We start from the raw sequence: 24459 nt of genomic DNA, 5'->3' as shown, positions 1-24459 counted from the left end.
TTGGAAGGCGTCAGCGTGGTGCCGCGTTCTCTACACCAACTCCAGCACTCTGCTCACCTTGTCGCGCCGTGACTTCAAGCGGTAGGTGTCCACCTTCTCGAAAAAGCTATCGACTGCCTCCTTTTCTCCGCCCTTGCGCTGTTTAGTCCGCATTAGCGAAGTAAAACCAGAGACCAGATCGTTCCATCCCTCAGCACCGAGTGCGCGGGAACCATACTCGTACAGATCGTCGGCCATCTGTTTGGCCGTGCCGCCGGCATAGAGGTTGATCCCACGACGGTAGGCCTCCTCCTCGATCAGGAGGTCGATGATTTTACCGACCGCAAACTTGGCCTTTTCGACTAGGTACACCTGGACATGGCCACCGAGCTTTCCATTCGCCCCGAACAGCTCATCGATTGCCTGGCCGTCGCGCAGCACATCTGAAGACTTCAACGCCGGGCTTTGAGCTTTTGTCTTCCTGCGGAGATACGCGACCAGATCAGTCGCTTCGGCAAGTTCCATGTGAAGACTGCTGTGCGCCAGAACGGGAGTGGTGCCTGCCATCAGGTTCTCGCCGTCGTGACCAGACTCGTCGCAGAAGATCTCAGCGATATCGGTGGTGGCGGTCATCTCGTTCTTCATCCTTTTGCCTCGGCGTAATCCCAAGGGTAAGCATTCCAGAGCCAGTTACTGCTTTCACAACTAGCTTGAGAAAGCCATGTGCCTGGCCCGCGAGTGGGGCTGGGGATGCAGTAGGTCTCGCTTACCTGGCTGCTGTCCCGGCCGGCCGTGGCCTCGGCGATCGGTCGTCCGGGCCGAAAACCGTGGACGATCTCCCCGGGAACGCCTCGGCTGCGGACCTCGAGCTCACCCCGGAGCAGCTGGACGCCGTCTTCGCCTTGACCACAGCGACCAGGTCCTTGACCGGAAGATACGAGGAAGACTGATGAAGTACTCCCTCCTTGGCCATTCCTGCGGGGAGTCTGCTTGGACACATACGATGGATCCATGCCCGAAGAGAACAAACCGTCTCCGCGTTTCCTGACCATTGTTCAGTAGCGACGCAACTGAACATCGGCCAACCCTCGGTACGCGGCCTGCTGAAGAGCGGCGAACTGCGTAGCCTTCAGTTGGACGGCCGCAGTTATCTTGGGTTAATTCTTCAGTCGCGGCGGTCCTGCCCCCGCCATCACTGGATGCCGCTGTTGACAAGGTGTTCGGATTCTGTGCCGTAAGGAAGGTGTGGGCCACAACTGATTGGACGGCGGAAAATAGCGGCTCAGCAATTTAGCGAGCTTGTACGGCTTCGCGGATGTGGCTCGCATCAGTTGCTCAGAGGTAACTGCAGATCCGTTCCGGATCGCAAGACTCCGGATCGGCGGCCTCGGCGGCTGCATGGTATCGGGCAACAGTGGCCCGAAGGGCCATGATCTCCGCGATCTGGCGGTCCAGGTCCATTAGCTGGCGCGCCAGCACGTCCCGGACATGCAAGCACGGCGTGGAGCCGGCGTCCCGGATCCTCAGGATGTCCTGGATTTGTGCCAGGGTCAGCCCGGCCATCTGGCTGCGGCGAATGAATTCAAGGCGGCTGACGGTGTCGTGGGCGTAGTCCCGATAGCCATTGGATGCGCGTTCAGCTGGCGGGAGCAGCCCGCGGTCCTCATAGAACCTGATCGTCTTGGTCGTCAGGCCGGCCGCGGCTGCAGCTTCACCGATGCGCATTGTGCATCCTTCTGGTCGCTGGAAAGCCCTCTAATAACCCTCCACTTTTGAGGGAAGGCTTTGGACGTGCCGGGGGCTCTTGACCTTCCAGCTTAGGGAAAGGTGCAGACTGAAACCAGCATCCTATAACCCTAAGGACGATGCGCCTGCCGGGCGCACTCACGAAAGACTCAATGGAGGATCCATGCCCGAGGCAGCAGTACCGGATTTCGATTTGGCCGTTATCGGCTCCGGAGGCGGTGCCTTTGCGGCCGCCATCCGGGCCACCAACCTGGGTAAGCGCGTTGTGATGATCGAGCGGTCCACCGTCGGCGGAACCTGCGTGAACACCGGCTGCATTCCCTCCAAGGCTCTGCTGGCCGCGGCCGAAGCTCGCCACGTGGCACTCGACGCGCACGGCAGATTCCCCGGCATCAGCACCTCGGCGGGCCCTGTGGACATGAGGGAGCTCATCAGCGGCAAACGGTCCCTGGTCCAGACCATGCGCTCGGATAAATACGCGGACCTGGTCGGGGAGTACGGCTGGGAACTGCTTGAAGGCAACGCCGCGTTCGCCGGCACCCCCGAGGAACCGGTCCTGGAAGTCACAGGCCCCGACGGTGCCCGCAGCGAGGTCCGCGCCGCCCACTACCTCGTCGCCACCGGATCGAGCCCCTGGACGCCGCCGGTAGAGGGCCTGCAGGCCACGGACTACCTGACCTCCACCACCGCCATGGAACTGGAGGAAGTGCCAGAGACCCTACTCGTCTTCGGCGGCGGCTACGTCGCCCTGGAACAGGCACAGCTCTTTGCCCGCCTCGGATCCCAGGTGACCATGCTGGTCCGTTCCCGCCTCGCTTCTGCAGAGGAACCCGAAGCCTCCAGGGCCCTGATGGGAGTCTTCGCTGCCGAGGGCATTCGCGTAGTCCGGGGTGCGGACGTAACCTCCGTCCGCACGGACCCCGACGCGGCAGAAGTGATCGCCACAGCCACCATCGCCGGAGGCCAGGAGGAGTTCCGCGCCTCGACACTGCTGGTCGCCACCGGACGCCGCGCCGTCACCGACGGCCTGAACCTGGACACTGTTGGGGTCAAAACCGGAGACTGCGGAGAGATCTTGGTCCAGAACACGCTCGTCAGTTCCAACCCTAGGATCTGGGCCGCCGGAGACGTGACCGGGCACCGTGAATTCGTCTACGTCGCCGCCGCGCACGGCTCCATCATGGTCGAAAACGCGTTCAACGACGCAGGGAGCGAAGTGGACTACCGGCACCTGCCGCGTGTCACGTTCACCAGCCCGGCCCTGGCCGCGGTCGGCATGACCGACAAGGAAGCCCGGGACCCGGCATCCGATGCGAATGCCGGGTCCTGCCGCTCGAATACGTTCCCCGTGCCCTCGTGAACCGCGACACCCGCGGCTTTATCAAAATCGTTGCCGACGACAGCACCGGCCGGATCGTGGGCATCACCGCGGTCGGCAAGGAAGCCGGGGATCTGGCAGCGGCCGGCGTGTACATCCTGGAGGCCGGCATGACCGTCGAACAGGTCGCGAACCTTTGGAGCCCCTACCTGACCATGGCCGAAGGCATCAAGATCGCCGCCCAGTCATTCACCACAGACGTCTCCAAGCTTTCCTGCTGCGCCTCCTGACCCCAGCCGCACCAGCACCAAGTACCCGAAGGAAGACCATGAAGCACGATGTCAATCAAGTCGCCGAACGCCTCGCCAGCGTTGAACCTGCCACCGCCGTGGTTTCACTGATCAACTCGGAAGATATCAGCTCCGTTCGATCCTTCTTCTGCAACCAAGTCCATTTCTTAACATCACCCGAAGAAGGCGCATCCTGGCTCGAGAACCACCCCGGTGATCCCCGTAGACGAGGCCTACCGGCTCGCCTCGACCATGGCAGGACAAATGCTCGCCCAGGCTCCGGCACCCAACACCGGGCCGCGGACCAACGTGATACAACGCTGCAACTGCGGACACCAAGACCCGCTAGGAAGACCGGCCTGATCCATGGACTCTGACGCCGACTACATGTGCTCCTGTTGTGGCAGGACGATGCCGCGTAAAAGGCTGCATGCCCTGGGATCCGAGCCCTCATATATCTGCCGTCGATGCGGCCTGTGGGTCGCATTCCGGCTTCAACGGGATAATTTCGTCTGACGGATCGGCGGGCCTGACGAAAGGCAGACGGCCCGCGGGTACGCCCGCTCGGCCAGCTCGGCCATGCGTCCGGCAGTCGATTCCCAGATCCTCACACGCGCGACAAAAGTGTTAGTAACGGCGGGGGAGCGTCCCTGAACGTACGATCCTCACAGCTGTAATCGACTCAAATAACCGGGGCCAGTGGCGGGTTGAGACGCGTCTTTTGGAGGAGTACATCTTTGGGGAGACGACTGCGGAGTGAGTCTGCCTGCCGCGGAGAGTGGCCCGGCTCGTTGAGACTTGGTGTCTTCTATAGTTTTCGCGGCTCGAGTTTCGCGACCGGTGTCGGCTAGTCCTTCTGTTTCATGATGGTCCGGTTGATGGACTGCGCAGCCCGCACCTGGTCGTTCAGGTCCTCAACCCTGGCTTCGAGCATTAAAATAGTGGTGCGGGCCTGGTCAGCAAAGGCATGCTGCGAGGCCTAAAGGTCTCTATTCGCTTTCCCTGGGCTTGGTTGCATCGAAGAACCGCAGGTCGTCACTGATGTCGGCTGCGCCCACGTCAGTACCTTTCTCGCGGATGAAATCGAGATCTTCACGGGAGGGGATCATCTGACCGTGCTCATCTACTTCGATCTGCCTATCGGAAGTGTCCTGGATCCGGGCTGTGATCGTGTTCGGCACAAGCACGCATCCTGGATTATCGAGAAGCCAGTGGTGTGTCTCTGCATCAAGTCGGTCCCACTCCTCTTTGAGGGTCATCTCCTTCAGCCCATCCTCATCATTCCCGTTGAACCCGAATCCCAAAGTCGAGGGATTCCGCTTACAGTACGTCCGGCGTCCAAGAAAAAACAGTGCTCCCACGGCGAACCCGAAAAACCGGGCAGGCATCCCCCTCGTTGGCGTGACTGTGATGAGCTGGGGCTCCGTGCACGCCTTAACCTGCGGGGCGACTGCTTTTGCGGCCGCCACTTCTGTGTGACCTGCCTGGCCGCCAGCCGTCGAGCTGGGCATCCAGTTTGCCTTCGTGTTCCTTGCTGAGGGTTCCGTTGCGGAAGCTTATTCGTTGCCCGTGCAGCCACATTCCCAGCACCCGTTCCTCTTCGCTGGAGGCTTTTTGGTACAGGGGCCAGTCATTACCGTCCTGCCGGTATTGAACCAGCTCGGCCAGACGGCGGTCCCAACGGGCCGCGTTTTCCTCGGCCCGCGTCGGCTGCCTGTCCCAGCCAGGAATGACAGCCAGGCCCTCACGATATGCGGTGGATAGAGTGCCGCGGGCGGCTGCCCTCGATCTGGACAGGAGCCACGAGGCGAGGGCCCGTTCACGCGTCGTGTACCCGCCGCTGGATGGGAGCCGGCCCTCCCTTTCGTAAGAGCTGATGGCGTCGGCCATGTTCTGCAGCCCACCCGCCGTCACCGGGCTGACAGCACCCTTGGCTCTCTTGTGCTTCGGCCGGGATGTCGGGATCGGTCCTGGCTGCGATGCGCAGGTGGTAGCGGACGGTGCTGGCCGCCACGCCATCCATAGAAGCGATCTTCGATGTCGGAGTGCCATTCCGGTACATCGCCACCCACTCAGCGTTCGGTGCTTTGCGTATGCTCCTTAGTCCTCGTGGCGGCTGCGTCCGACGCTTCCGATGGCTTGGAACAGCAGGGATGGGCGGCCGCCGAGACTGTTGATGAATATCGTGGTGACCGACAATGCCATCGCGACCATCGCCCAGACGGGGTAGACCAGACCGGTTGCGGCGGCAGGGATGCCGATGCCGTTGAACAGGAAAGCCAGGGAAACATTTTGGCGAGTCCGGCGGTAGCTGGAGCGGCTGTTCTCCTGTCCTGCCAGGATTAGCCGCAGGTCGTTACGGACAATCACGACATCGGCGGATTCCATCGCGATGTCCGTTCCACCGCCCATGGCGATTCCGACGTCGGCCTGCATCAGCGCTGGGGCGTCGTTGATCCCGTCTCCGACCATCGCCACGCTGGTTCCGTCGGCCTGCAGTTCGCGGACCAGCGCGGCTTTCTGCTCGGGCAGGATACCGGCGTGGACGTCCCTGATCCCGACTTCGTCTGCTATGTGCGCAGCAGCGCGAGCATTATCGCCGGTGGCCAGCACGGGGTGGATCCCTGCATCCTTCATCGCCGTGACCGCTTCGACTGCCTCGGAGCGGATGTCATCGCCCAGGGCAAGGACTCCTTGCAGGCGCCCGTCTCCGGCGACAGCTACGACAGTGCGTCCGATATTTTCGGGTTCAGTGACGGATTCGGCCAGGGGAGCCAGGTCCACTCCCTGGTCCTCCAGGAATTGCGGCCGTCCTACGATGACCTGCCTGTCTTCGATGCGTGCCGTGATCCCGAATCCGGTATGCGATTCAAAGTTCTGCCCGGCGGGAACGGTGAGTTCTCGCCGCTCGGCTGCATGAACTATGGCGCGGGCGAGGGGATGCTCGGAGGGACCTTCCGCGGCCGCCGCCAAAATCAGCAGGTCCGATTCGCTCCCCAGGGCTCTGATTTCCCGGACGGTGGGGCGGCCTTCGGTCAGTGTTCCGGTTTTGTCCAGCACTATGGTCTTCACCTGACCGAAGGTCTGGAACGCTTCACCGGTGCGCATGATGATGCCCTGATCCGCGGCCTCTCCCGCTGCCCGCACGATGGCCAAGGGCGCTGCAATGCCCACCGCACAGGGATAGCCCATGACCAGGACGCCAAGGCCGGTGAAGACTGCACGGCGGACGTCGGGTTCACCGGTGAAGGCCCAGCTGCCCAGCAACCATCCCAGCAGTGCAACGGCAGCCACGAGGAGAACTGATGGCGTGTAGACGCGCAGCACCCGGTCCACGAGGTGCAGGATACCCGGCTTGAGTGCCCTTGCGTCTTCGACCTGGCGGACCACTTGGGCCAGGAAGCTGTCAGCTCCGGTGCGCGTGACCTGCACCAGAAGGGATCCGGTGCCGTTGATGGAACCCCCGATGACCTCCCCGCCCGGTGAGCGGTCCGCTGGGACGGGTTCGCCCGTGACCATGGACAGGTCAAGGGTTGAGCGTCCCTCGATGACCCGCCCGTCCACCGCTACCCGGTCACCTGGCCGTATCCGCACGACATCGCCAACGATGACCCTGTCCACAGGGATCTCTTCCTCGCGGCCGTCCCGGACCACGAAGGCCGTGTCGGGCTGGAGCTCGAGCAGCTTGCGTACCGCCTGGCTGGAGCGCGTTTTCACCAGCAGAGACAGCCATTCGGAGAAGACGTGGTAGTTCGCCACCAGCACCGTGACGGCGAAAAACGGTGCGGCCGGGTAGTCGGGGAAGATCCCTGTCAGTCCGATGATGCCGCCCGCGATGCCGGCGAAGGCTCCGATTTCGAGCAACACGTGCTGGTTAAGGATTCCCCGCCGTGCGGCCTGATAAGCCATCCGCAGAATATGCGGTGCCACGCCGAAGACCACTGCCACGGCGAGAACTCCGGTGATCCAGGCGGCAGATGTCTCGGGGATCAGGCCCAGCTGGCGCCCGGCATATCCCAGTGCGGCCGGGGCGATTATGCCCAGCGCCCCCAGGACCGCGCGGGCCTTTCCTGCCGGGAGCAGGACCGCATAGGCCACCGGAACCATCAGCAGCACCACCGACGCCGGCACCAGAACCGACCAGATCCCGGCAACCTGCAGTATCAAGGCGATCGCTGCCAGACTGGCCGCGACGGCTCCGAGGAGCCGTTTGCCCTCGCGGATCAAATCGGCTTCCTCGTCCTCGAACGGACGCAGCTTCCGCGGATCGTACAGGTCATATCCCATATCCCGGAGAGTCCCCAGGATCTGCCGCGGCTGGATCAGCATGGGGTCATAATCAATCAGCGCCTGTTCATGGGTCAGGCTGACCGCGACCTGATCAACACCCGGGTGGCGGCCCAGCGCCTTCTCAATGGTTCCCGTGCACAGGGAGCAGTGCAGACCCGCGATGCGCGCCCTGATCCTCGCGTGACCGGCCAGATGGCTAGGCTCCTCCGCCCACAACTCGTCGTCGCGGGATTCAGTATCTACACTCATTTCCCGGACCCGCCGCCTACTTCATAACCGGCCGTCTGCACCCTCTCAATCAGGGCCGCACGGGTCGTAATGGCCGGGTCATAACGCAGCGTCAGATCTCCAGTTACGTGATCGGCAGTTGCCTCACTCACCCCTTCAAGACGCCTCAAAGCGGTGCCCAGGCGCTGCTCGCAACCGGTGCAGTCCATGCCCAGAACCTTCAAGGTCACCTTCTCAGCCATGGTCTTTACCTCTTCCTTCCCCATAACCGTCCACACGTTCACGGCCGGCCTGACCGGGGTTAGGAAATTCCGTCCTGTGTGCTGAATCCAATCTAAACCTTCCACTCGAATGGAAGGTCAAGCGGTCACGGCTGCTACCGGGTGGCCTTCCAGCGAGCAAGGTTTAGAGCTTCCTGTTAGCGGGGGTTGGGAATGTCGCTTCGGTCTGACTGCAAACGGCCGAAGCCTGCTTCGAAACAGGCGAAGGGCTCCTCAGCTGAGCTGGTCTGCGGCGAAGCCGCCAGGTGAAGCTTTGGCGGTGTGCCCGGTCTTCAGTCGCACGTGCTCAATCAAACTGCACGTGCAATCAGCAGCCGCAGGGGGAAGGTCTTCGGCGCCGGAGACGATTTCCGTTAGCTGGTCCCGTAGAAGTTCCAGCTCCCGGATTCGCGCGTCAATCCCGTCCAGCTGACTCGTAAGGACGCTCCGAACGTATGAGCACGGCGCTTCACCACGCTCGCTGAACAGGAGAATTTCCCTGATTTCATCCAGCGTGATGCCCAGGCTTTGAGCTGACCGGATGAAGGTCAATCTTCCCAGGAAGGAACTGTCGTAGTCCCTGTACCCGGATCCGGTGCGTTGGGGTGCCGTACGCCCGCAATCCCGGACGATGGCTTCCATGGTAGTTTCACCGTTTGCGTTCCTTTGCCATCAGCTAAGTGTTCTTCCAGAAGCAGCTCGATGCCGCTACGGCGTCCCTGCATGCACGCTTGTCCGGCCGGGCCAAGCCCTTGTGCGCCGCAGGTGAGATGGAGGACTCCGATGCGGAGGAAGCACTGGTGGACAGCCACGCGGGCCTCACCGCCCGGCAACAACATCCGGAACAAGGAGGCGGAGACGCGCCTGGTGTGGGGTCATGAACCGCGCCGCCCGGGAGCATGCTTGACAGCCGGGTGTCCTCCCAGCCGGCGTTCGGCATACCCGGTTAACCCGTCGCCGCTTTGACCAACAGGATGACGGTCAGGCTCAAACCGGCACCCCGATTACGTCGGCGTCGGACAAGGCGCTGGCGGTTGGGTTCAGCAGCCACCACCAGGGGGGTGCCACCCGACGGCACTCCCTATACAATCCTCCCAGTGACCCCGACCCAAGGACTGCAAATTCATGGCGCCAACAACGGAACAATATTCGGCTCCCACGGGTGGGCTTCAGAACGCCGATGCGGCAGTTCCGGATGTCCCCTCCATCACGCGTAACAGGCCCTTTGGCCTGCTGATGGTCATCACGGGTGTCGTCGGCTGGATCGCTTCCGGAGTCCTGGCACTCGAGAAACTCGAGGCTCTGAGGGATCCCAACCACATCACCAGTTGTGACATCAATCCGTGGATCTCCTGCGGCGAAGTGATGAAGACCTGGCAGAGTTCACTCTTTGGCTTCCCGAACATGTTCATTGGCATCGTGGCTTTTGCCGTGATAGTCACCACCGGCATGGCCCTGCTCTCCGGGGCCGTTTTCGCCCGGTGGTACTGGATCGGTCTGCAGGTCGGCGTAACGCTGGGAATGGCCTTCGTAGGCTGGCTGTGGTTCCAGGCACTGTACGTGATCGGCATCCTCTGTCCCTACTGCATGGCGGTCTGGGCCATGATGATCCCCCTCTTCGTCTGGGTCACCATCAGAAACATCACCTCGGGGGTTCTCAGGCTGCCGGCGCACGCCGCCCGCCTGATCGGGGACACGGGATGGATGCTCGTGACGCTTTTGTATGTGGCGGTCATTGCTACCGTATTCTTCCGGTTTATCCCCGTCTTCATCGGGACCTCCGGGCAGTAACGCTGCGCCATAACAGCAAATTTTGCTGCGCTGCCGCCGGACGGCAGCGGCTCCGGCAATCCCCGCCAAATGCTACGCCGGCCGCGCCGGACGTGACCGTCGTGGCCAGTGCTCGGCAGGGGGCTTGCACGCGGGGAAACGCGGACCAGCAGCCGCTGGAGTCGCAGATTTTGCGTTAGGATCCGACGCAGCAACCGAGTGTCGGATCGCCCACCCCCGGGTCCCGGATAGCCGCTAGCGACAACCCGGGAGAGAACAGGACGGGCCAGGCGTTAGGAAACTGTGCAGGCAATCAACGACTTCATCCTGGCGGCCGCGGGCCAACCGTGGGTGCTCCTGCTCGTGTTGGCCTGCAGCATCGTCGACGGCTTCTTTCCTCCGATACCCAGCGAATCCGTTGTGGTGGGGCTGGCAGCCGTTTCCGCCAGCGCCGGCGTACCCAACACGTGGCTGCTGTTCCTCCTGGCAGCCGTCGGCGCCTTCACAGGCGACAACGTCGCCTACCTCATCGGTCGAAAAGTGGGTCTACAACGCTTTCGCTGGATGCGGTCGCAACACGCCCAGACCGCCTTCCGCCGGTCCGGCAGGGAGCTCCACCGACGTGCGGCCTCGGTGATCATCGTCGCCCGCTTCGTGCCGGTGGGCAGAGTCGCGGTCAATCTCACCGCCGGAGCCACGCATTACCCCCGTAGGCGTTTCATCGCATTGACAGCCGTCTCCGGAAGCCTTTGGGCCGGCTATTCGGTGACGATCGGATTGTTTTTCGGGCAGTGGTTCAGGGACAACCACCTTCTGGCAGTAGCTCTGGCGATCGTCTGCGCCGTCACTCTGGGTATCTTGCTGGATCTGGTCATCAGCCGCTTCCGGGAGAGACGCCTGGACGAAGTCGAGGAGCCGGCCCCCGGCCCTTGAGCTCCACATGGAGGAGATAGGCGGCCATAAGAATGACGGTTTAGCCCGCGTCCTCCTCGCCCTGCAGGGCACACAATCGCCAATTTGACACTTAATCACGTCGTCATCCGGAACAGGACGAACGCTGGGAGGTGCCCGTCGCCACTCATCAGAGCATTTGACCGTACAGACAGAACAGCGGCCTTCAACCCAGCGGTGCCAACTGTGATCTGCTTACAGCAAATCACGTTGCCGGACCAGCCCCAGGGCGCAAACTGAATCAGTGCCACTATGCAGGATAGTATTCAGAGGAGTACCGCTTGCACACCGCCGAAGTCCGAGGTCGTGTGGTGCTTCCGCCGGACGCTGAAACGGCCGCAACGTCATCGTGCAACGCGGAGTTGAGACGGGTAAGGGTGGAGTAGTTCCGTAGATGGGAGAAGGGCAATGAACCTAGATGATGTTGTTGTGATTCTCGCCGGCGCGGTCCTGGTGGGGTTTCTCGCCTGGTACTTCTTTGCCCCGCGCCGGGCCGCTTCGGCAGAGTTTCGCGGGGGTGTGCAGGTCGTCGATATCGCGGTCCGCGGGGGGATATTCGCCGGACCTTGTGCGCGTCACGGCGGGGGTTCCGGTGCAGCTTCGTTTCGACCGGCAGGACAACAGCGACTGCACGAGTCGGGTGGTGTTTCCGGATCTGCGCAAGAGCGTCTCGCTGGCGGCCTTCGACACGACGGTCCTGGACCTGACCGTTGATGAGCCGGGCGAGTATTCATGGGCGTGCGGCATGAACATGCTTCACGGTCGGCTGATCGTTGAACCGTCCGACGGTGGTACAGCGGGGGATGGGCAAGATGGCGATATCACGGAGGAGCGGCGTGCGGCCGTGGACCCGATGCCTGCCGGCGGCAATCCAGTTCCGGCGTCCGAGCCGTCGGGCGCTCGGAACAGGGGCGGGGAGACGGCGCGGTCGGTCGGTGTGGGGCCCATGGTTGAGCAGCAGGACCGGCCCGAACGGGCCGAATTCATGCTTCCCGGCGCCCTGCGCAGCATGCCGATAGACACTGGCCGGGCCGAGGCGGTACTCCGGCGGATCCCCGGCGTGGACAGCGCCACCATCAATTTCGGCGCCGAGCGGGCCGTGATTCTCTACGACCCGCAACAGTCGGACGTTCCGGCTCTCGAACGCGCCGTCACCGAAGCCACAGGTTTTCCGGCCCGGCTGCGGGCGCAGCCCGGATCGGCGGATACGGAGGACGCGGAGGCCAAGTCCCGGGAGGCCGAACTGCGCGATCTGCGCTGGCGCGTGGGGCTGGGAACACTGCTCACCCTGCCGGTCCTGTACGGGGCGATGGGGCCGTACTTCATCGACGACCGGTATGTGCCGGATGCCCTGCAAAGTCCGCTGATGCAGCTGCTTCTGACTATGCCGGTCATGCTCGTCGTCGGGTGGCCGGTACACAGAATTGGATGGCACGCCCTCGCCAACCGTTCGGCCGAAATGAACAGCCTCATCACCCTCGGCACCACCGCCGCCTTCGCTTACAGCCTCGTCGTGACCTTTGCCCCGCAGGTCCTGCCCGCCGATGTCCGGGAGGTCTATTACGAGGTCGTGTCCTTCATCATCACGGTGATCCTCTTAGGCCGGCTCGTGGAGGCCGGGGCGCGGGCCGGGACCGGCAACGCCATCCGGGCCCTGATAGCCCTCACTCCCGCAACCGCGAGGGTGATCCGGGACGGACAGGAAATCGAGACGGCGGTCGACGACGTCCGGCTCGGGGACGAGATCCGGGTCCGGCCGGGTGAGAAAATCCCTGTGGACGGTGAGATCATCCAGGGCCGCTCGGCTGTGGACGAATCCATGGTGACCGGTGAGAGCCTGCCGGTGACCAAGCATGTCGGCGACGCCGTCATCGGCGCGACCGTCAACGGCACGGGGGCATTCACCATGCGCGCCACCCGCGTCGGGGCGGACACGGCGCTGGCACAGATCATCCGGCTGGTTCAGGAGGCGCAGAGTTCGAAGGCGCCGATCCAGCGGCTGGCAGACGCCGTGTCCGGTTACTTCGTGCCTGCCGTGGTGTTCATCGCGATCGCCACCTTCGTTCTGTGGTTTACGGTGGGTGATTCCCTGTCCCTGGCCGTGGTGGCCGGGGTCAGTGTGCTCATCATCGCCTGCCCCTGCGCACTGGGTCTGGCTACTCCGCTGTCGATCATGGTTGCCACCGGCAAGGGCGCAGCGCTGGGCGTTCTCGTCAAGGACGCCGCCGCCCTGGAAACAGTCCGCAAGCTCCATACGGTGGTGCTGGATAAAACCGGAACACTGACCCGCGGAAAACCTGCACTTACTGACACCGTCCCGACCCCCGGGTACGACGCCGGGGAACTCCTGCGCCTGGCCGGGGCTGCGGAAGCGGAGAGCGAACATCCCCTCGCAGCTGCCATCGTCGCCGGCGCCCGCGAAAACGGCAACCTTCCGCGGGCGACCGCTTTCGACTCGATCACCGGCAAAGGGATCCGGGCAACAGTGGAACACTACGACGTGCTCATCGGGAACAGCCGGCTTCTGGCCGACGCCGGAATCGCCACCGCCGCACTGGAGGCCGAGGCGGAACGGTTCGCCAAGGATGGGAAAACGCCCATGTATGTTGCCGTCGACGGAAAACCGGCCGGGATCCTCGCCGTGGCGGACACGCTCAAGCCCGATTCCTCTGACGCCGTCGCTGAACTGCGCCGGAACGGGCTCGAGGTGATCATGATCACCGGAGACAACAAGGCGACCGCGGAGGCAATCGCCCGGCAGACCGGCATCGAACGCGTACTTGCCGACGTGCTGCCCCAGGACAAGTCAGCCGAGATCCGTTCACTCCAGGACGAAGGGAAACTGGTGGCCATGGTGGGCGACGGCATCAACGACGCCCCTGCCCTGGCGCAGGCCGACGTCGGCATAGCCATCGGCACCGGAACCGACGTCGCCATCGAGGCCGCCGACGTCACACTGATGTCCGGTGAACTGTCCGGACTGAACAAGACCGTAGCCCTGTCACGGGCCACCATGCGCAACATCCGGCAAAACCTCGTGCTGGCCTTCGGCTATAACACCGCCGCAATCCCCCTCGCGGCGGGCCTGCTCTACCCGTGGACGGGAGCGCTGCTGTCCCCGATGGTGGCTGGAGCCGCCATGGCACTGTCAAGCATCAGCGTTGTCGTCAACTCCACCCGCCTAAACACCTTCAAGGCCCCTGCCACGACGGGATCCCGTCACGACGAAGAAACCCAAAGCCGAAACGTGGCAGAAGGAAGCCGTTGAGCCTCATGTATCCGGATCAATGTGGAGCCGGGCCCTGGAATCGGCGGGATGACCGTCTGGCTATAGGGCCGGAAAGGACCCGCGCAAATTCCCTCCGCGCCGTGCCGGCCGGGAATGATGAGCGGGGTGGGCATAAAAGACCATCGGTGCGGCCTCGGGCGCCTCCGCCCTGCGGGATCTCCGCAGTTCCGGCGATGCGCCGTCCTTCGCAATGACAATCACTTCCAGGAGCCTCCATGCCATCCACCAGCCGTTTGCGCCCTATCCGATACGCCGGCATGCCGGCGGCGGCAGCGGTGCTGCTGTTGGCGCTGTCCGCCTGCGCCGCACCGGCAGCCCCCAGCAAATCATCTTCCTCCACAGCCGTCGGCGACTATCCGTCCGCCCACATCCATGGGATTGCCGTTGAGGAAGCCTCCGGAAAAATTATGCTGGCGACTCACGACGGCCTTTTCGACGTCACCTCCAAGCCGGCCGTCAAGATCGGCCCGACCAATGACCTGATGGGCTTCTCGCCCACGAAAGATGAGGGCGTCTTTTACGCGTCCGGCCACCCGGGGGAGGGATCGACCCTTCCGAACCCGGTGGGCCTGATCAGGTCCAGCGACGGCGGCAAGACCTGGGAACAGCTCTCACGCCAGGGCGAGTCCGACTTCCACGCCATGACCCTGACCAAAAGCGGCATAGTGGCCTCTGACGGAATACTCCGCACCAGCCCGGACGGGAAAACCTGGAACACATCCGCCGCCGAGTTCCAGCCCGCCGTACTGGCAGGCAACCCCGGCAGCGCCACCGTCCTGGCCACCACCGAGCAAGGACTGCAGCGCTCCACCGACGGCGGCAGGACCTGGCAACTGCTGGGCTCCGCACCCGTCGTTCAGTTCGCCGCCTTCGCCACCACCGCTGACGCGATAGGCATCGAGCCCTCCGGAGCAGTCCACTACTCCTCCGATGGGGGCGTGACGTGGGCACGTAAAGGAAACGTCAACGGGGAGATCCAGGCCATCACCACAGCCAAAGCGGCCGACGGTCAACTGAACATCTGGGCCGCCACAGGGGAGGGCGTCCTGGTCTCCACCGACGGTGGCGCCAACTTCGCACCATACAGCCCGTCCTGACTTCAACTTGAGGGCCTTCCCCAACGGGGAAGGCCCTCTGGTCCGGGTTTAGCGGGATTGACTGAGGGCCTCATTCTCGGCTCGCGTCGCTGAAGCGCAGGGCTGCCCGGAGAGCACGGGTGCTGCCGCGTTCAGCCGTCGACGCCCCCGGTGCAAACGGCTCCGGGTTCGGGGGCGTCGGGGCCCTGCCGGTATTTCTTGATGAAGGTCGCGATGCGTTCGTCGCTGCTGCTGTCCACCGAGAGCTGTTTGCCCCAGGCTGTGGCGGTAACAGGCGAGGTCTGCTCAGTCACCGGGCTGAGCAGGAGGTAATCCTGGCTGCCGGCCAGTGAGGTCAGTTCGGCGACCTGGTCCTGGGGGAGGTCGGGACGGTAGGAGAGCCAGACGGCACCGTGTTCAAGGGAATGCACCGCCCTGGTCGGTTCGACCGGGGCGGTGTAGGTACCGCAGTTTGTCCAGACCGGCGCGTGGTCACCACCGGTTGGCGGGTTCCGGGGGTAGCTGACGGAGCCGGAGACGTGGTTTCTGGACTGGTCCGGGAATTCCTGGGCGCCTTCGATTGGCCGGGCGGCCTCAGCCTTGACCGTTTCCTGTTTTTGGACTTCCCCTACGACGACGAAGGCCGTGGCAGCGATGATCGAGGTGATGACGGCGCCGCCGGTGCCGTAGATCAACCATGCCTTGCGCCGTTCGTCGGCGCGTTGTTTGGCCTGCATTGCCTTGACAAGGGCTTTTCGTTCCTCGGCGCTCATCTTGGGTGACGGCATCTGTGTTCTCGCTTTCCTTAGGACGGTCAGAGTCTGCTGCGCAGCTCTTGGAGTGCGGTGATTTCGGCAGTCTGGGCGTCCACGATCAGGGCCGCGAATTCGCGGACGGTGGAGGTCTCGGCCAGGCGTACTCCGGCAGACGCCATGGCCACGCCACCTTGGTGGTGGCGGATCATCAGATCGGTGAACAGCCGGTCCGCTTCGACGCCGGAGGACCCGCGCAGCGCCTGCATCTGCTCAGGGGTGGCCATGCCCTCCATCGCGCTCTCAGCGCCGCCTGCACCATTCTGCCCCGCATGCGCCGAACCGCTTCCATGACCGCCGGCCTCTGACTCCATCCACGCCATGGGCGCGATCGAGCGTGCCTGCGGCAGCCCCCAGTTCTGCAGCCAGGCGTACATCTGCCCCTTCTGGTGCTGCTGGCTGGTGGCAACGTCGTAAGCGACAGCCCGGATCTCCTCGTTACTGGACTTGTCACGGATCAGCAGGGCCATCTCGACGGCCTGGGCGTGGTGTGCCTGCATGTCCCGGGCAAACCCGGCGTCCGCCCCCGTATCCGACACGGGCCGCGGCGTGGCGGACGACCAGCCGATAGCAAAAAAGACCAGCGCGGTGAGGACAACAACCGTGACGAAGCCAAACCACAGATAACCGGCCCGGAGCGGGAGGATAACCCGTTCCGGAACGTATGGCTGAGCTGCGGATGGAAGGGACATGGGAATCCTTTGGTCGGCTTCGACGTCAGCTGTCACGTGCGTCTTGAGGGGCGGTCGATCCGACTGAATCCGCGGAACGTCTTACAAGTCGGGCATACGACATGCTCGTTAGGCTGAGGGTTGGGGAGGAAAACAGCTCCCTCCCCAACACTCGTAACCATGCTAGCCCGCGGAAGCGCCCTGGATACCCGCGTCCGCTGCAGACCGGAATGCACGGTCGGGTAACGATTCCGGGCCCCAATTCCCCATGCAACTTTCTAGCCGTCAGATGACGTATTCATCACTTGGATCGACGGCATCACGAGTGGCTGCGTCGTCCTGCTGCTCGGAGGTGCGGCTGCGTTCGGTCTCTGAGCGAGGGTGCTGTGCCCCGTCCGGGGCAGCGGAGGCGTCCGGCGAAGCGCCCTTTTCGCCTCTCATCATGAACGACATCAGCAGCGGCTCTGCAGACAACGCCTTAGTCATCGTCAGTTTCGTCCAGTGGTGTCGGTGGGGGCTGCCATAAGTTCGTGCATGCGTGTCATGCCGGGGTTGCCCTCGGTCATAAGTTCGTGCATGCGCGCCATGCCGGGGTTGCCCTCTTCGGAAGCCACTGCTGCTGGACGGGGGTTGCGGCCGCAACCGCCGGTACCGTAATGACGGTCCCTGCAGCCAATGCCGCGGCCGCTGCGGCCACCACTACGGAAGAACCTATCAACATCATGCATTCCTTCGATTATTTACTAGCAGACATAGTAGCCTACCTACAATCTGACATAGTAGCCATGCGGCGGATGACTTTTCAAATATGCGGGGCAGCCCCGTGTCAGTGAAGGCCACCCTCCATCAGTTCAAAGGTGTAGGGCGCGGGGCGCCGAAGGACGTAGCCCGGAGCTTCGGAAGAGCTGCCATGAAGGTCGCAGGGCTCTTTGTAAGAGGAAGGGTGGGGCATGATCAATAGCCCGGATAAAGGACCGGGCAGCCAGCCTTGCGCCTTGGCGCCGCGTCCTATCCTCGGTGGGAGAACGGCAGTACTATCTGACATAGGAGAAGAAGGAAAGCTAAAGAGCCAGACGCTGCCCAGCTTTAAGAGGGCGTTCTCATGCTGAACCTGTTTCCGGCACACCAAGTTTCGTGGACCGCTGATATTAGTTCTTGCCCCGATATTCTTTTCGACTTGCCTGCACTGCCGAACCCGCCGTCCACCTGGCCACGCGACCAGAATGGCAGAACTCTTAGTGACGCCCACGTTTGAGCTCGACTAACAGCGGAGGAGGTGAGCTGGATGAACACCCTATGCTGCGGCGACGACTGCTGTGATGATTGCTGCGATGACGACGATTAGAACTGCTGAAGACAGCATTCCCGATGCCTGCCGGTCCTCTACGGACCGGCAGGCATCGTGGCGGTGGACAAGGACTTCACCTTCCCGGGCTGGAGCTACAACGGCCGCATTCCCTGCCCCCACAATTCGGGACCGCGAGGGGAACGCGCTGCGCATCCACTTCACCCCTTAGCCCTGCCAGCCGTCGATCTGATGGTGGGGGAGCCGATAACAAAGGAGGAATACATGTCCAACGCACCAGAGCTGGTGACCGATCCCGTCTGCGGAATGGCCGTGGACCCCACTACCGCGGCGGCCAGCGCCGAGTACGAGGGCCGGACCTACTACTTTTGCTCGCAGACCTGCGCGACCAGTTTTAAGGCCACTCCAGCAAGGTACGCCGCAGGAGCCGCCACCTGACGGAATAGCTCTTGTCGGAGCTGTAGTCTGCCCGGTCCCATACCTTAGGGATCCTCCAGCGGAAAGGGGGCGCGTCACATGAGATTCGAAACGTCGCGGGCGCACCGGAGATTGTATCGCCGCGTGTTTTGATTGCGCAGGCGTGTACCGCCTGCGCGGATGCGTGCCTGAGCGAAGACATCGTCGCCGAGCTGACCAAGCGCATCCGCACCAACCTTGACTGCGCGGACAACTGCACCACCCTGGCAGGCCTGACGAAGAACGTGCTCGAGACTGCGCTGGAGGCGGAGATTACCGAGCACCCCGGCCACGAGAGGCACGGGCCGGCCGAGTACGGGTACGTGAGTAACGGGACCCGGTCCAAGGCCGTGTTCACGGAGGTCGGCCCGGTTGAGATCGATGTTCCGCGAGGGCAGCTTGGAGCCGCAGATCGTGAAGAGCGCCAGTGCCGCTTGGACGGGATCGAGAAGGGCGTCTTGTCCCTGACCGCCCGTGGCGTGACGACCGGAGAGATCGCGGCGCACTTCGATGACGTCTACGGCGCCACCGTCTCCAAGGACACCATCAGCCGGATAACGGCGAAGGCCTCGGAGGAGATGGCCGAATGGACCAACAGGCCCTTGACCGCGACTACCCGGTGGTCTTTATCGTTGACGAATCTGAGAGGCCGAGCGCGACGGCGCTGGGGCTGTTGCGTTACCGGTACGACCGGGACAACATAGCCCTGATCCTCATGGGCATGCACAGGATCGAAAAATGGTTCAGCCGCTACGCGCAGCTCTACAGCAGGGTTGGCTTCGCCCACGAATACCGTCCGCTCGCCCAGGAAGAGCTCCATTTCGTTCTGGAGCGCCGGTGGCACAAACTCGGTCGGACCCTGGATCCGGAAGGCTTCACCGACGCCTAGGCTATCGCAGCCGTCACGCGGACTACCCGAGGCAACTTCCACCTCATCGACCGGCTCATCACCCAAATCGAGCGGGTCATGAAAATCAACGAACTCAGCACCATCACCGACGACGTCGTTGAGGCCGCCCGCTCAACCCTCGTCATTGGAATCAGCTAGAACCGCCAAACCGGGCCGTGAAAAAAACCGCCATTGCGAACTAACAGTCACACCAGACTGATTCGGAATCACACTGTCACTTAAACGATCGTATATATAACTGAGGAGGGATCCGTGCTGGTCGGATAATGTGCGTTTCCAAAGGGTGTGACTCGCAGCGATAAATAGCGGTCTTTTCGCAGCGCTATTTGTCACCCCGCAGCCCGTAAGCGGATCGGCATCCCCTACAGGCCTGCTGCTCCTTGATGTGGCCCTTAGGCAAGTAGCCGGTCTACTAAATTGCGCGGGTATGGGTGATGATCCAGTGCGGCTACTTTGACCGCTCCTTGAACGCCTATGGGCAAGCAGGGTCAGTCTGTAAGAGATGCGCCGCCGAAGGTGCGGAGATGCTCATGAAACGCGACGCGTTCATGGGACGCGGCTCCTACTGGTGCCCGCGCTGCCAACCCAAACCGCGAAAAAAGAGAACTTCGCAAGCCTCACCTACTGCCTAGTCAGGCAGTAGACAGAGCACGCAAAGCCAATACCTAAAATTGCACCTTATGATTGATCGGCGCCATCTCTTGATGGGCTTCGTAGACGTTGACCCGAACACGGGGCACAGTGGAAAGTGAACAGCGGCCAATATGAATGATTCGAGCCAAAGCGCGGGACCTTCGCCAGAAGAACATGGCGTAGAAGCCGACGACGCAGTTGGGCCGCGCCGGCAAGCTCGCGAAGAGGGTCGAAAGAAGAGTCGTAAGTGGGCCTGGTGGATCACAGGGGCCGCTATCGTCGCTGTGGTTGCCGTCATTGCTGGCTACCTGCTCAACCTTGCTAACGTCTACTCTTCCCAAGCCACCACCATCGACGTGCGGGCCGACGGTCAGCTCACGAAGGACCCCAATGACGGGGCGCTCAACATTCTCCTTTTGGGTTCTGACACGCGTGGTGAAGGTCAAGACACCGCCGAGAACAAGGGTGAGGACGGCGCGCGAAGCGACACCATCATGCTGGTGCACGTCTCCGCAGACCGCCAGAACATGTACGTGATGTCCGTGGTGCGCGACCTCTGGGTAGAAATCCCCGGTCAGGGCGAACGCAAAGTCAACGCCGCGTATAGCCTAGGCGGTTACCCACTCGTGGTTTCCACGATGGAGAGCCTCTTCGGAGTGCCCATTGACCACGTGGTGTCTATTGACTTCGAAGGCTTCAAAGGACTTACGAACGCACTCGGCGGCGTGACGGTCAACAACCCGATCGCATTCTGCTCCGGCCAAGAGAGTCCTTCGTGCTACGAAAAGGGCACTATCCAGCTCCAGGACACTGCCGCGTTGCGCTACGTGCGGGAACGCAAGGCCTTCGAAGATGGCGATTTCCAGCGCGTACAGAATCAACAGCGCTTCTTGCGCGCCGTGGCTCGCAAGCTGTTGAACCAGAGCACGCTGAACAACCCTTTCACCGTGGCGACTATCGTCAACGAAGTCAGCCCCTACCTGAGCGTGGATAGTAGCCTGGACGCGCAGACCGCCGGCGCCCTCTTGCTCCAGCTCAAAGACATCAAGCTGGATAACGTTAAAATGTTCACGCTTCCTACCGACGAGGCCGAAACCGGTCCCGGTGGTGCGTCCATCATCACGCAAGACGAGTCCGCCATGGCGTCCATCTCAGAAGTGCTGCAAAATGATGATGTTCAATCGTTCTTGGATGATCCGAACCATGGCACCAACGCTTACGGGGGATCTATCACGGATGATTCCGTGGAAACCTCACCAGCGTCGTCGTCCGCTAGCGAATCCGCAAGCACCTCTTCCGCAAGCTCCTCCAGCGCAAGTGAGTAGCCTCGTCGTTCGTCACGGTGCCCGTGAGTGCGCGCCGCGACCCCGGCAAGCGCACTGCGCAGTTTAGGATCGAATTGTGCGCCTGTTACTCATTACCCACTCCTACTCTCCGGAGTCCACTGCCCCGCAGCGCCGCTGGTCCTCATTCATCCAGCACTTCCGGGGGAAGGAGTGGAACGTTTCGGTCATCGCGCCGCAGCCTGATGACCGTCACGTCCCTCGCAGCAAGCAGTCGCAACGCTCAGCGGTGAGTGTGAAGGCCAAGCTGAGCTTCACAGCCGAGCGTGGCGCGCACGGTGAGCAGATTCTCCGGGTACCGCTTTTGGCGTTATCGGAGTCCCGTGTGGGACGTTTTGCCGGCAACGTACTCAGCGCCGGACTCATGATTCCGCGAGCAGCACTTAATGCGGCGCTCCATGCAGAGAAACCGGACGTCGTGATCGTGACCGTGCCGGCGCTCCCGTCTCTGGTCACCGGATATCTGATTTCAGTAGCGCTGCACCGCCCCCTGATAGTGGATATGCGCGACGCCTGGCCGGATCTGGCTCGGGAAGCGCAACTCAAGCAAGAAGGCTTGGTACGACTTCTCGAATTCGTGGTTCATTCCATCCAATCCCGCGCAGCGGCAATTGTTACCGTCACGGAAGGATTCCGCGACATTCTGGTGCACCGCGGCATGAAGTCCGTGCGCCACATTCCTAACGGCATCTCTGAAACACGGTTGCGCGAACTAACATCAGTGGAGCGAGCCTCTTACGGCGTCGAGCCACTAGAACGTCCGTTGCACGTGTTGTACATGGGAAATCATGGCGAAAGCCAAGCCCTTGAGCTGATCATTGATGCCGCCAAGCTTGCCGCTCCGGCTGTGTCCCTTCGCTTTGTAGGCAGCGGCACCCAGAAGGACGCACTCACCGAGTATGCGCGCGGGTTGGGCGTGGACGCCGAATTCTTACCTGTCGTTTTCGGCGACGAAGCCGCTGCCCAGTACGAATGGGCGGACACGTGCGTGGTGTCTTTGCGCGATGACTGGGAAAGTTTTAAGTGGACCATCCCGTCGAAAACCTTTGAATTGCTGGCCACGGGCCGTCACATCACCGGCGTGGTTCAAGGCGAAGCGGCGCTCTTGCTGGCCAAGAATGTCAACGCCACCGTGGTGCCCGCCGATCCTGCCGCCGTCGCCAGCTTGTGGAGTGAGCTCCGCGCGAACCCCGCCCGCATGAATACGGCAAGCGGCGATCGCTTTGGCGCGCTCCAATCGATCACCTTTGAAAGCGTGGCCCAAGAGTACGTTGACGTGGTGGAACACGTAGTCCGCACCGCGCGCGCCGGCCGCGCCACAATCTTGAACAGCAAGGAACGCTCATGAATCTTTTGAAGAACCTGCGGGTCATGTCCAGCGTTGCCGCGTCCCACTTAGCCGATGACCCTGTGCACTTGGGCTTCCAGATTGCTCGGCGCGTTCCAGGGAAGATCAGTCACCCCCTGGCCCGCTTGCTCGCTCAGCGCTGCACTAGCGAGTCATCGCTCATCGGCAACATGTCGCTCTCCATCCTCGGCGAGGACAAGTTGGTTTCTGCGCACCTGGAGCAGTCCGCGGGGCAGGATTTGTCAGTACGACGACGCCTCCAGCTTGCGGATATAGCCGTGGTAACGAAAAACATCGGTACCGCCGAGCGCCTCTTGAGCAGTGCACCGGATAGTGCTCGAAAAGCCATCAGCGAAGCTCGGCTCCTGTGGTTCAACGGCCGGTTCTCGGAAGCTGTTGAACGACTCTCGGATTTCGGGGGAGAAGCGAGTCGTCTGCGCGAACGGTATCTCTCCGAGTACCGCACCTTCCGGGGCCAAGGGCCGGTCATGCATCGCTTCGCTGATTACCGACCTGTCTCCAACCGGGTCCTGCAGGTCCTCACCAATTCGTTGCCGCACACCGGAAGCGGGTACGCGCAACGTTCGCACTCGATCCTGGTATCCCTCAAAAATCAGGGCTGGGAAGTAGCCGCAGTAACTCGCTTGGGTTACCCGCTAGACGTTGGTCTTCCGAACGCCAAGCCACAGGATGTCATCGATGGCATCACCTACTACCGGCTGATCCCCAACTCACTGCAGACCGGGATGGACCACCGGCTCCAGCAGTTCGTCGATGAGCTCAGCGCGTTGGTCCGCGAATTTCGTCCGGCCGTCCTGCACACCACCACGCACTTTGTGAATGCGTTGGTAGTGCGTACGGTGGCGGAGGCCTTCGGGATTCCGTGGGTGTATGAAGTGCGCGGCCAACTGGCGGACACCTGGGCCTCTGCAGATCCGGAGCACCGAGCTACCTCTGAGCGCTACCGACTCTTCGTGGAACGCGAGGCCGAAGCCGCCCGGTCGGCGAATGCTGTGGTGACACTCGGGAAGTCCATGCAGGAGAACCTCATGCGCCAGGATGTGGATCCTTCAAAGATCTTCATTTGCCCGAACGCCGTGGGGGAGAGCTTCCTCGAAACGCCCGGAACCATGGAGAGTGCTCGAACCGCGCTAGGACTAGATCCTTCACTGGATTACCTTGGCACCGTCAGCTCGATTGTCCCGTATGAAGGACTCGATGTTCTGGTAGACGCGTTCGCACGACTGACTCCGGACTTCCCGCGGGCCCGACTTTTGATCGTGGGTGATGGCGTGTCGCTCCCAGCGCTGAAGACCCAAGTGAGAGACCTCGGTCTCGAAGAGAAGGTTGTCTTTACCGGACGAGTGGCTCGAGATCTCACGCCGACCTATCATCAAGCACTATGCTTGTTTGTCGTCCCTCGAAAAGACTTGGATGTGACTCGCAGCGTGACCCCGCTGAAACCAGTGGAGGCATCTGCGAGTAGCCGTGCGATTGTGGCCTCGGATCTTCCAGCGCTTCGCGAGCTTGTTCAGGATGGCTTCAATGGCATTTTGAGCGAGCCGGATTCTCCGGAGGCTTTGGCTGAGGCGATCGCTTGCGGACTGAGTGATCCGAAGCTTCAAGAAGAACTTGGTGCTCGCGGGCGAGAATGGGTGCTCGAGGACCGGACGTGGAGTGCCAATGCACGAAAATACTCCGCGATGTACGAGTCTTTGGGCGCTGAACTTCGATGATCTGGACGCGGACGCAGCCTGGACCTGAATCAACTATGCGAAACGGA

The 24459-nt window shown here is 62.3% G+C and carries 23 protein-coding genes and 3 pseudogenes; 14 read left to right on the top strand and 12 right to left on the bottom strand.

What is annotated here, in order from left to right:
- Nucleotides 1–30: 30 nt before the first annotated feature.
- A complete protein-coding gene (locus HD598_RS04230) occupies nt 31–612 on the bottom strand; it encodes a hypothetical protein (protein ID WP_183664045.1) in 582 nt (193 codons plus the stop codon).
- A gap of 77 nt (nt 613–689) precedes the next feature.
- Between HD598_RS04230 and HD598_RS04225 the strand changes: the two genes are divergently transcribed.
- Nucleotides 690–929: a hypothetical protein gene (locus HD598_RS04225; protein WP_183664043.1), complete on the top strand. Its 240-nt coding sequence runs from the start codon at nt 690–692 to the stop codon at nt 927–929.
- A gap of 385 nt (nt 930–1314) precedes the next feature.
- On the opposite strand, the gene HD598_RS04220 is transcribed toward HD598_RS04225, so the two are convergent.
- Nucleotides 1315–1704, bottom strand: a complete 390-nt coding sequence (locus HD598_RS04220) for a heavy metal-responsive transcriptional regulator (protein ID WP_183664041.1) — start codon at nt 1702–1704, stop codon at nt 1315–1317.
- Nucleotides 1705–1888: 184 nt separating this feature from the next.
- Between HD598_RS04220 and merA the strand changes: the two are divergent.
- A pseudogene (gene merA, locus HD598_RS04215) lies at nt 1889–3333 on the top strand (mercury(II) reductase).
- A gap of 38 nt (nt 3334–3371) precedes the next feature.
- The gene (merB, locus tag HD598_RS04210) at nt 3372–3710 is read left to right on the top strand and encodes an organomercurial lyase (protein ID WP_260170491.1); all 339 of its coding nucleotides are present in this window, start codon (nt 3372–3374) and stop codon (nt 3708–3710) included.
- A gap of 612 nt (nt 3711–4322) precedes the next feature.
- Here merB and HD598_RS04205 read toward each other — a convergent pair.
- From HD598_RS04205 to HD598_RS04185, 5 genes are all read right to left on the bottom strand, one after another.
- The gene (locus tag HD598_RS04205; RefSeq protein ID WP_183666904.1) at nt 4323–4844 is read right to left on the bottom strand and encodes a hypothetical protein; all 522 of its coding nucleotides are present in this window, start codon (nt 4842–4844) and stop codon (nt 4323–4325) included.
- Entirely contained in the window at nt 4768–5223 is a 456-nt protein-coding gene (locus HD598_RS04200; protein ID WP_260170490.1) for a helicase associated domain-containing protein, read from the bottom strand. Before HD598_RS04200 ends, HD598_RS04205 begins: the two co-directional genes overlap by 77 nt.
- 210 nt (nt 5224–5433) lie before the next feature.
- Nucleotides 5434–7872 carry a heavy metal translocating P-type ATPase gene (locus HD598_RS04195; protein ID WP_183664039.1) on the bottom strand — a complete coding sequence of 813 codons (2439 nt, stop codon included), beginning with the start codon at nt 7870–7872 and terminating at the stop codon, nt 5434–5436.
- Entirely contained in the window at nt 7869–8093 is a 225-nt protein-coding gene (locus HD598_RS04190; RefSeq protein ID WP_183664037.1) for a heavy-metal-associated domain-containing protein, read from the bottom strand. The genes HD598_RS04195 and HD598_RS04190 overlap by 4 nt, the downstream gene beginning before the upstream one ends.
- Before the next feature lie 252 nt (nt 8094–8345).
- On the bottom strand, nt 8346–8753 hold the full coding sequence (locus HD598_RS04185; protein ID WP_183664035.1) for a MerR family DNA-binding protein: 408 nt from the start codon (nt 8751–8753) through the stop codon (nt 8346–8348).
- A gap of 38 nt (nt 8754–8791) precedes the next feature.
- Between HD598_RS04185 and HD598_RS04180 the strand changes: the two genes are divergently transcribed.
- From HD598_RS04180 to HD598_RS04160, 5 genes are all read left to right on the top strand, one after another.
- Nucleotides 8792–8992, top strand: a complete 201-nt coding sequence (locus HD598_RS04180; protein ID WP_183664033.1) for a hypothetical protein — start codon at nt 8792–8794, stop codon at nt 8990–8992.
- 244 nt (nt 8993–9236) lie between these two features.
- Nucleotides 9237–9902 carry a vitamin K epoxide reductase family protein gene (locus HD598_RS04175; RefSeq protein ID WP_183664032.1) on the top strand — a complete coding sequence of 222 codons (666 nt, stop codon included), beginning with the start codon at nt 9237–9239 and terminating at the stop codon, nt 9900–9902.
- Nucleotides 9903–10184: 282 nt separating this feature from the next.
- Complete coding sequence (locus tag HD598_RS04170; protein ID WP_183664030.1) at nt 10185–10814, top strand: DedA family protein; 630 nt, start codon at nt 10185–10187, stop codon at nt 10812–10814.
- A gap of 535 nt (nt 10815–11349) precedes the next feature.
- Nucleotides 11350–14100: a heavy metal translocating P-type ATPase gene (locus HD598_RS04165; protein WP_311538948.1), complete on the top strand. Its 2751-nt coding sequence runs from the start codon at nt 11350–11352 to the stop codon at nt 14098–14100.
- Nucleotides 14101–14336: 236 nt separating this feature from the next.
- A complete protein-coding gene (locus tag HD598_RS04160) occupies nt 14337–15218 on the top strand; it encodes a F510_1955 family glycosylhydrolase (protein ID WP_260170488.1) in 882 nt (293 codons plus the stop codon).
- 131 nt (nt 15219–15349) lie between these two features.
- Here HD598_RS04160 and HD598_RS04155 read toward each other — a convergent pair whose 3' ends face one another.
- The 5 genes from HD598_RS04155 to HD598_RS04135 all read right to left on the bottom strand — a co-directional run bounded on the left by HD598_RS04155 (nt 15350) and on the right by HD598_RS04135 (nt 18181).
- Nucleotides 15350–15970: a DUF3105 domain-containing protein gene (locus HD598_RS04155; RefSeq protein ID WP_260170487.1), complete on the bottom strand. Its 621-nt coding sequence runs from the start codon at nt 15968–15970 to the stop codon at nt 15350–15352.
- 41 nt (nt 15971–16011) lie between these two features.
- Complete coding sequence (locus tag HD598_RS04150; protein WP_183664024.1) at nt 16012–16701, bottom strand: DUF305 domain-containing protein; 690 nt, start codon at nt 16699–16701, stop codon at nt 16012–16014.
- 264 nt (nt 16702–16965) lie between these two features.
- Entirely contained in the window at nt 16966–17166 is a 201-nt protein-coding gene (locus tag HD598_RS04145) for a hypothetical protein (protein ID WP_183664022.1), read from the bottom strand.
- 2 nt (nt 17167–17168) lie between these two features.
- Nucleotides 17169–17408: a hypothetical protein gene (locus tag HD598_RS04140; protein ID WP_183664020.1), complete on the bottom strand. Its 240-nt coding sequence runs from the start codon at nt 17406–17408 to the stop codon at nt 17169–17171.
- A gap of 566 nt (nt 17409–17974) precedes the next feature.
- The gene (locus tag HD598_RS04135; RefSeq protein WP_183664018.1) at nt 17975–18181 is read right to left on the bottom strand and encodes a hypothetical protein; all 207 of its coding nucleotides are present in this window, start codon (nt 18179–18181) and stop codon (nt 17975–17977) included.
- 69 nt (nt 18182–18250) lie between these two features.
- Here HD598_RS04135 and HD598_RS04130 point away from each other — a divergent pair, with 69 nt between their 5' ends.
- From HD598_RS04130 to HD598_RS04100, 6 genes and pseudogenes are all read left to right on the top strand, one after another.
- Nucleotides 18251–18424, top strand: a complete 174-nt coding sequence (locus HD598_RS04130; RefSeq protein WP_221244593.1) for a YHS domain-containing protein — start codon at nt 18251–18253, stop codon at nt 18422–18424.
- Nucleotides 18425–18675: 251 nt separating this feature from the next.
- Nucleotides 18676–19047, top strand: a pseudogene (locus HD598_RS04125) (transposase); the annotation flags it as partial.
- Between the two features lie 17 nt (nt 19048–19064).
- Nucleotides 19065–19490, top strand: a pseudogene (locus HD598_RS04120) (AAA family ATPase); the annotation flags it as partial.
- Nucleotides 19491–20116: 626 nt separating this feature from the next.
- A complete protein-coding gene (locus HD598_RS04110) occupies nt 20117–21310 on the top strand; it encodes an LCP family protein (RefSeq protein WP_183664011.1) in 1194 nt (397 codons plus the stop codon).
- A gap of 76 nt (nt 21311–21386) precedes the next feature.
- Nucleotides 21387–22676 (top strand): glycosyltransferase family 4 protein, encoded by a 1290-nt coding sequence (locus HD598_RS04105; RefSeq protein ID WP_183664009.1) that lies wholly within the window; start codon nt 21387–21389, stop codon nt 22674–22676.
- Entirely contained in the window at nt 22673–24412 is a 1740-nt protein-coding gene (locus HD598_RS04100) for a glycosyltransferase family 4 protein (protein WP_183664007.1), read from the top strand. The genes HD598_RS04105 and HD598_RS04100 overlap by 4 nt, the downstream gene beginning before the upstream one ends.
- Nucleotides 24413–24459 lie beyond the last annotated feature (47 nt).

It is taken from the genome of Neomicrococcus aestuarii (genome assembly GCF_014201135.1).
Lineage (GTDB): Bacteria > Actinomycetota > Actinomycetes > Actinomycetales > Micrococcaceae > Neomicrococcus > Neomicrococcus aestuarii.
This window is presented reverse-complemented; position numbering and strand designations above follow the sequence as displayed.

What these genes read in the sequence shown, in the direction of transcription:
- HD598_RS04230 (WP_183664045.1), bottom strand. Translation starts at nt 612, where the DNA reads ATGACCGCCACCACCGATATCGCTGAGATCTTCTGCGACGAGTCTGGT.
- HD598_RS04220 (WP_183664041.1), bottom strand. Translation starts at nt 1,704, where the DNA reads ATGCGCATCGGTGAAGCTGCAGCCGCGGCCGGCCTGACGACCAAGACG.
- merB (WP_260170491.1), top strand. Translation starts at nt 3,372, where the DNA reads ATGAAGCACGATGTCAATCAAGTCGCCGAACGCCTCGCCAGCGTTGAA.
- HD598_RS04205 (WP_183666904.1), bottom strand. Translation starts at nt 4,844, where the DNA reads ATGCCCAGCTCGACGGCTGGCGGCCAGGCAGGTCACACAGAAGTGGCG.
- HD598_RS04200 (WP_260170490.1), bottom strand. Translation starts at nt 5,223, where the DNA reads ATGGCCGACGCCATCAGCTCTTACGAAAGGGAGGGCCGGCTCCCATCC.
- HD598_RS04195 (WP_183664039.1), bottom strand. Translation starts at nt 7,872, where the DNA reads ATGAGTGTAGATACTGAATCCCGCGACGACGAGTTGTGGGCGGAGGAG.
- HD598_RS04190 (WP_183664037.1), bottom strand. Translation starts at nt 8,093, where the DNA reads ATGGCTGAGAAGGTGACCTTGAAGGTTCTGGGCATGGACTGCACCGGT.
- HD598_RS04185 (WP_183664035.1), bottom strand. Translation starts at nt 8,753, where the DNA reads ATGGAAGCCATCGTCCGGGATTGCGGGCGTACGGCACCCCAACGCACC.
- HD598_RS04175 (WP_183664032.1), top strand. Translation starts at nt 9,237, where the DNA reads ATGGCGCCAACAACGGAACAATATTCGGCTCCCACGGGTGGGCTTCAG.
- HD598_RS04160 (WP_260170488.1), top strand. Translation starts at nt 14,337, where the DNA reads ATGCCATCCACCAGCCGTTTGCGCCCTATCCGATACGCCGGCATGCCG.
- HD598_RS04155 (WP_260170487.1), bottom strand. Translation starts at nt 15,970, where the DNA reads ATGAGCGCCGAGGAACGAAAAGCCCTTGTCAAGGCAATGCAGGCCAAA.
- HD598_RS04150 (WP_183664024.1), bottom strand. Translation starts at nt 16,701, where the DNA reads ATGTCCCTTCCATCCGCAGCTCAGCCATACGTTCCGGAACGGGTTATC.
- HD598_RS04145 (WP_183664022.1), bottom strand. Translation starts at nt 17,166, where the DNA reads ATGACTAAGGCGTTGTCTGCAGAGCCGCTGCTGATGTCGTTCATGATG.
- HD598_RS04140 (WP_183664020.1), bottom strand. Translation starts at nt 17,408, where the DNA reads ATGCATGATGTTGATAGGTTCTTCCGTAGTGGTGGCCGCAGCGGCCGC.
- HD598_RS04135 (WP_183664018.1), bottom strand. Translation starts at nt 18,181, where the DNA reads ATGCGCAGCGCGTTCCCCTCGCGGTCCCGAATTGTGGGGGCAGGGAAT.
- HD598_RS04130 (WP_221244593.1), top strand. Translation starts at nt 18,251, where the DNA reads ATGTCCAACGCACCAGAGCTGGTGACCGATCCCGTCTGCGGAATGGCC.
- HD598_RS04110 (WP_183664011.1), top strand. Translation starts at nt 20,117, where the DNA reads ATGAATGATTCGAGCCAAAGCGCGGGACCTTCGCCAGAAGAACATGGC.
- HD598_RS04100 (WP_183664007.1), top strand. Translation starts at nt 22,673, where the DNA reads ATGAATCTTTTGAAGAACCTGCGGGTCATGTCCAGCGTTGCCGCGTCC.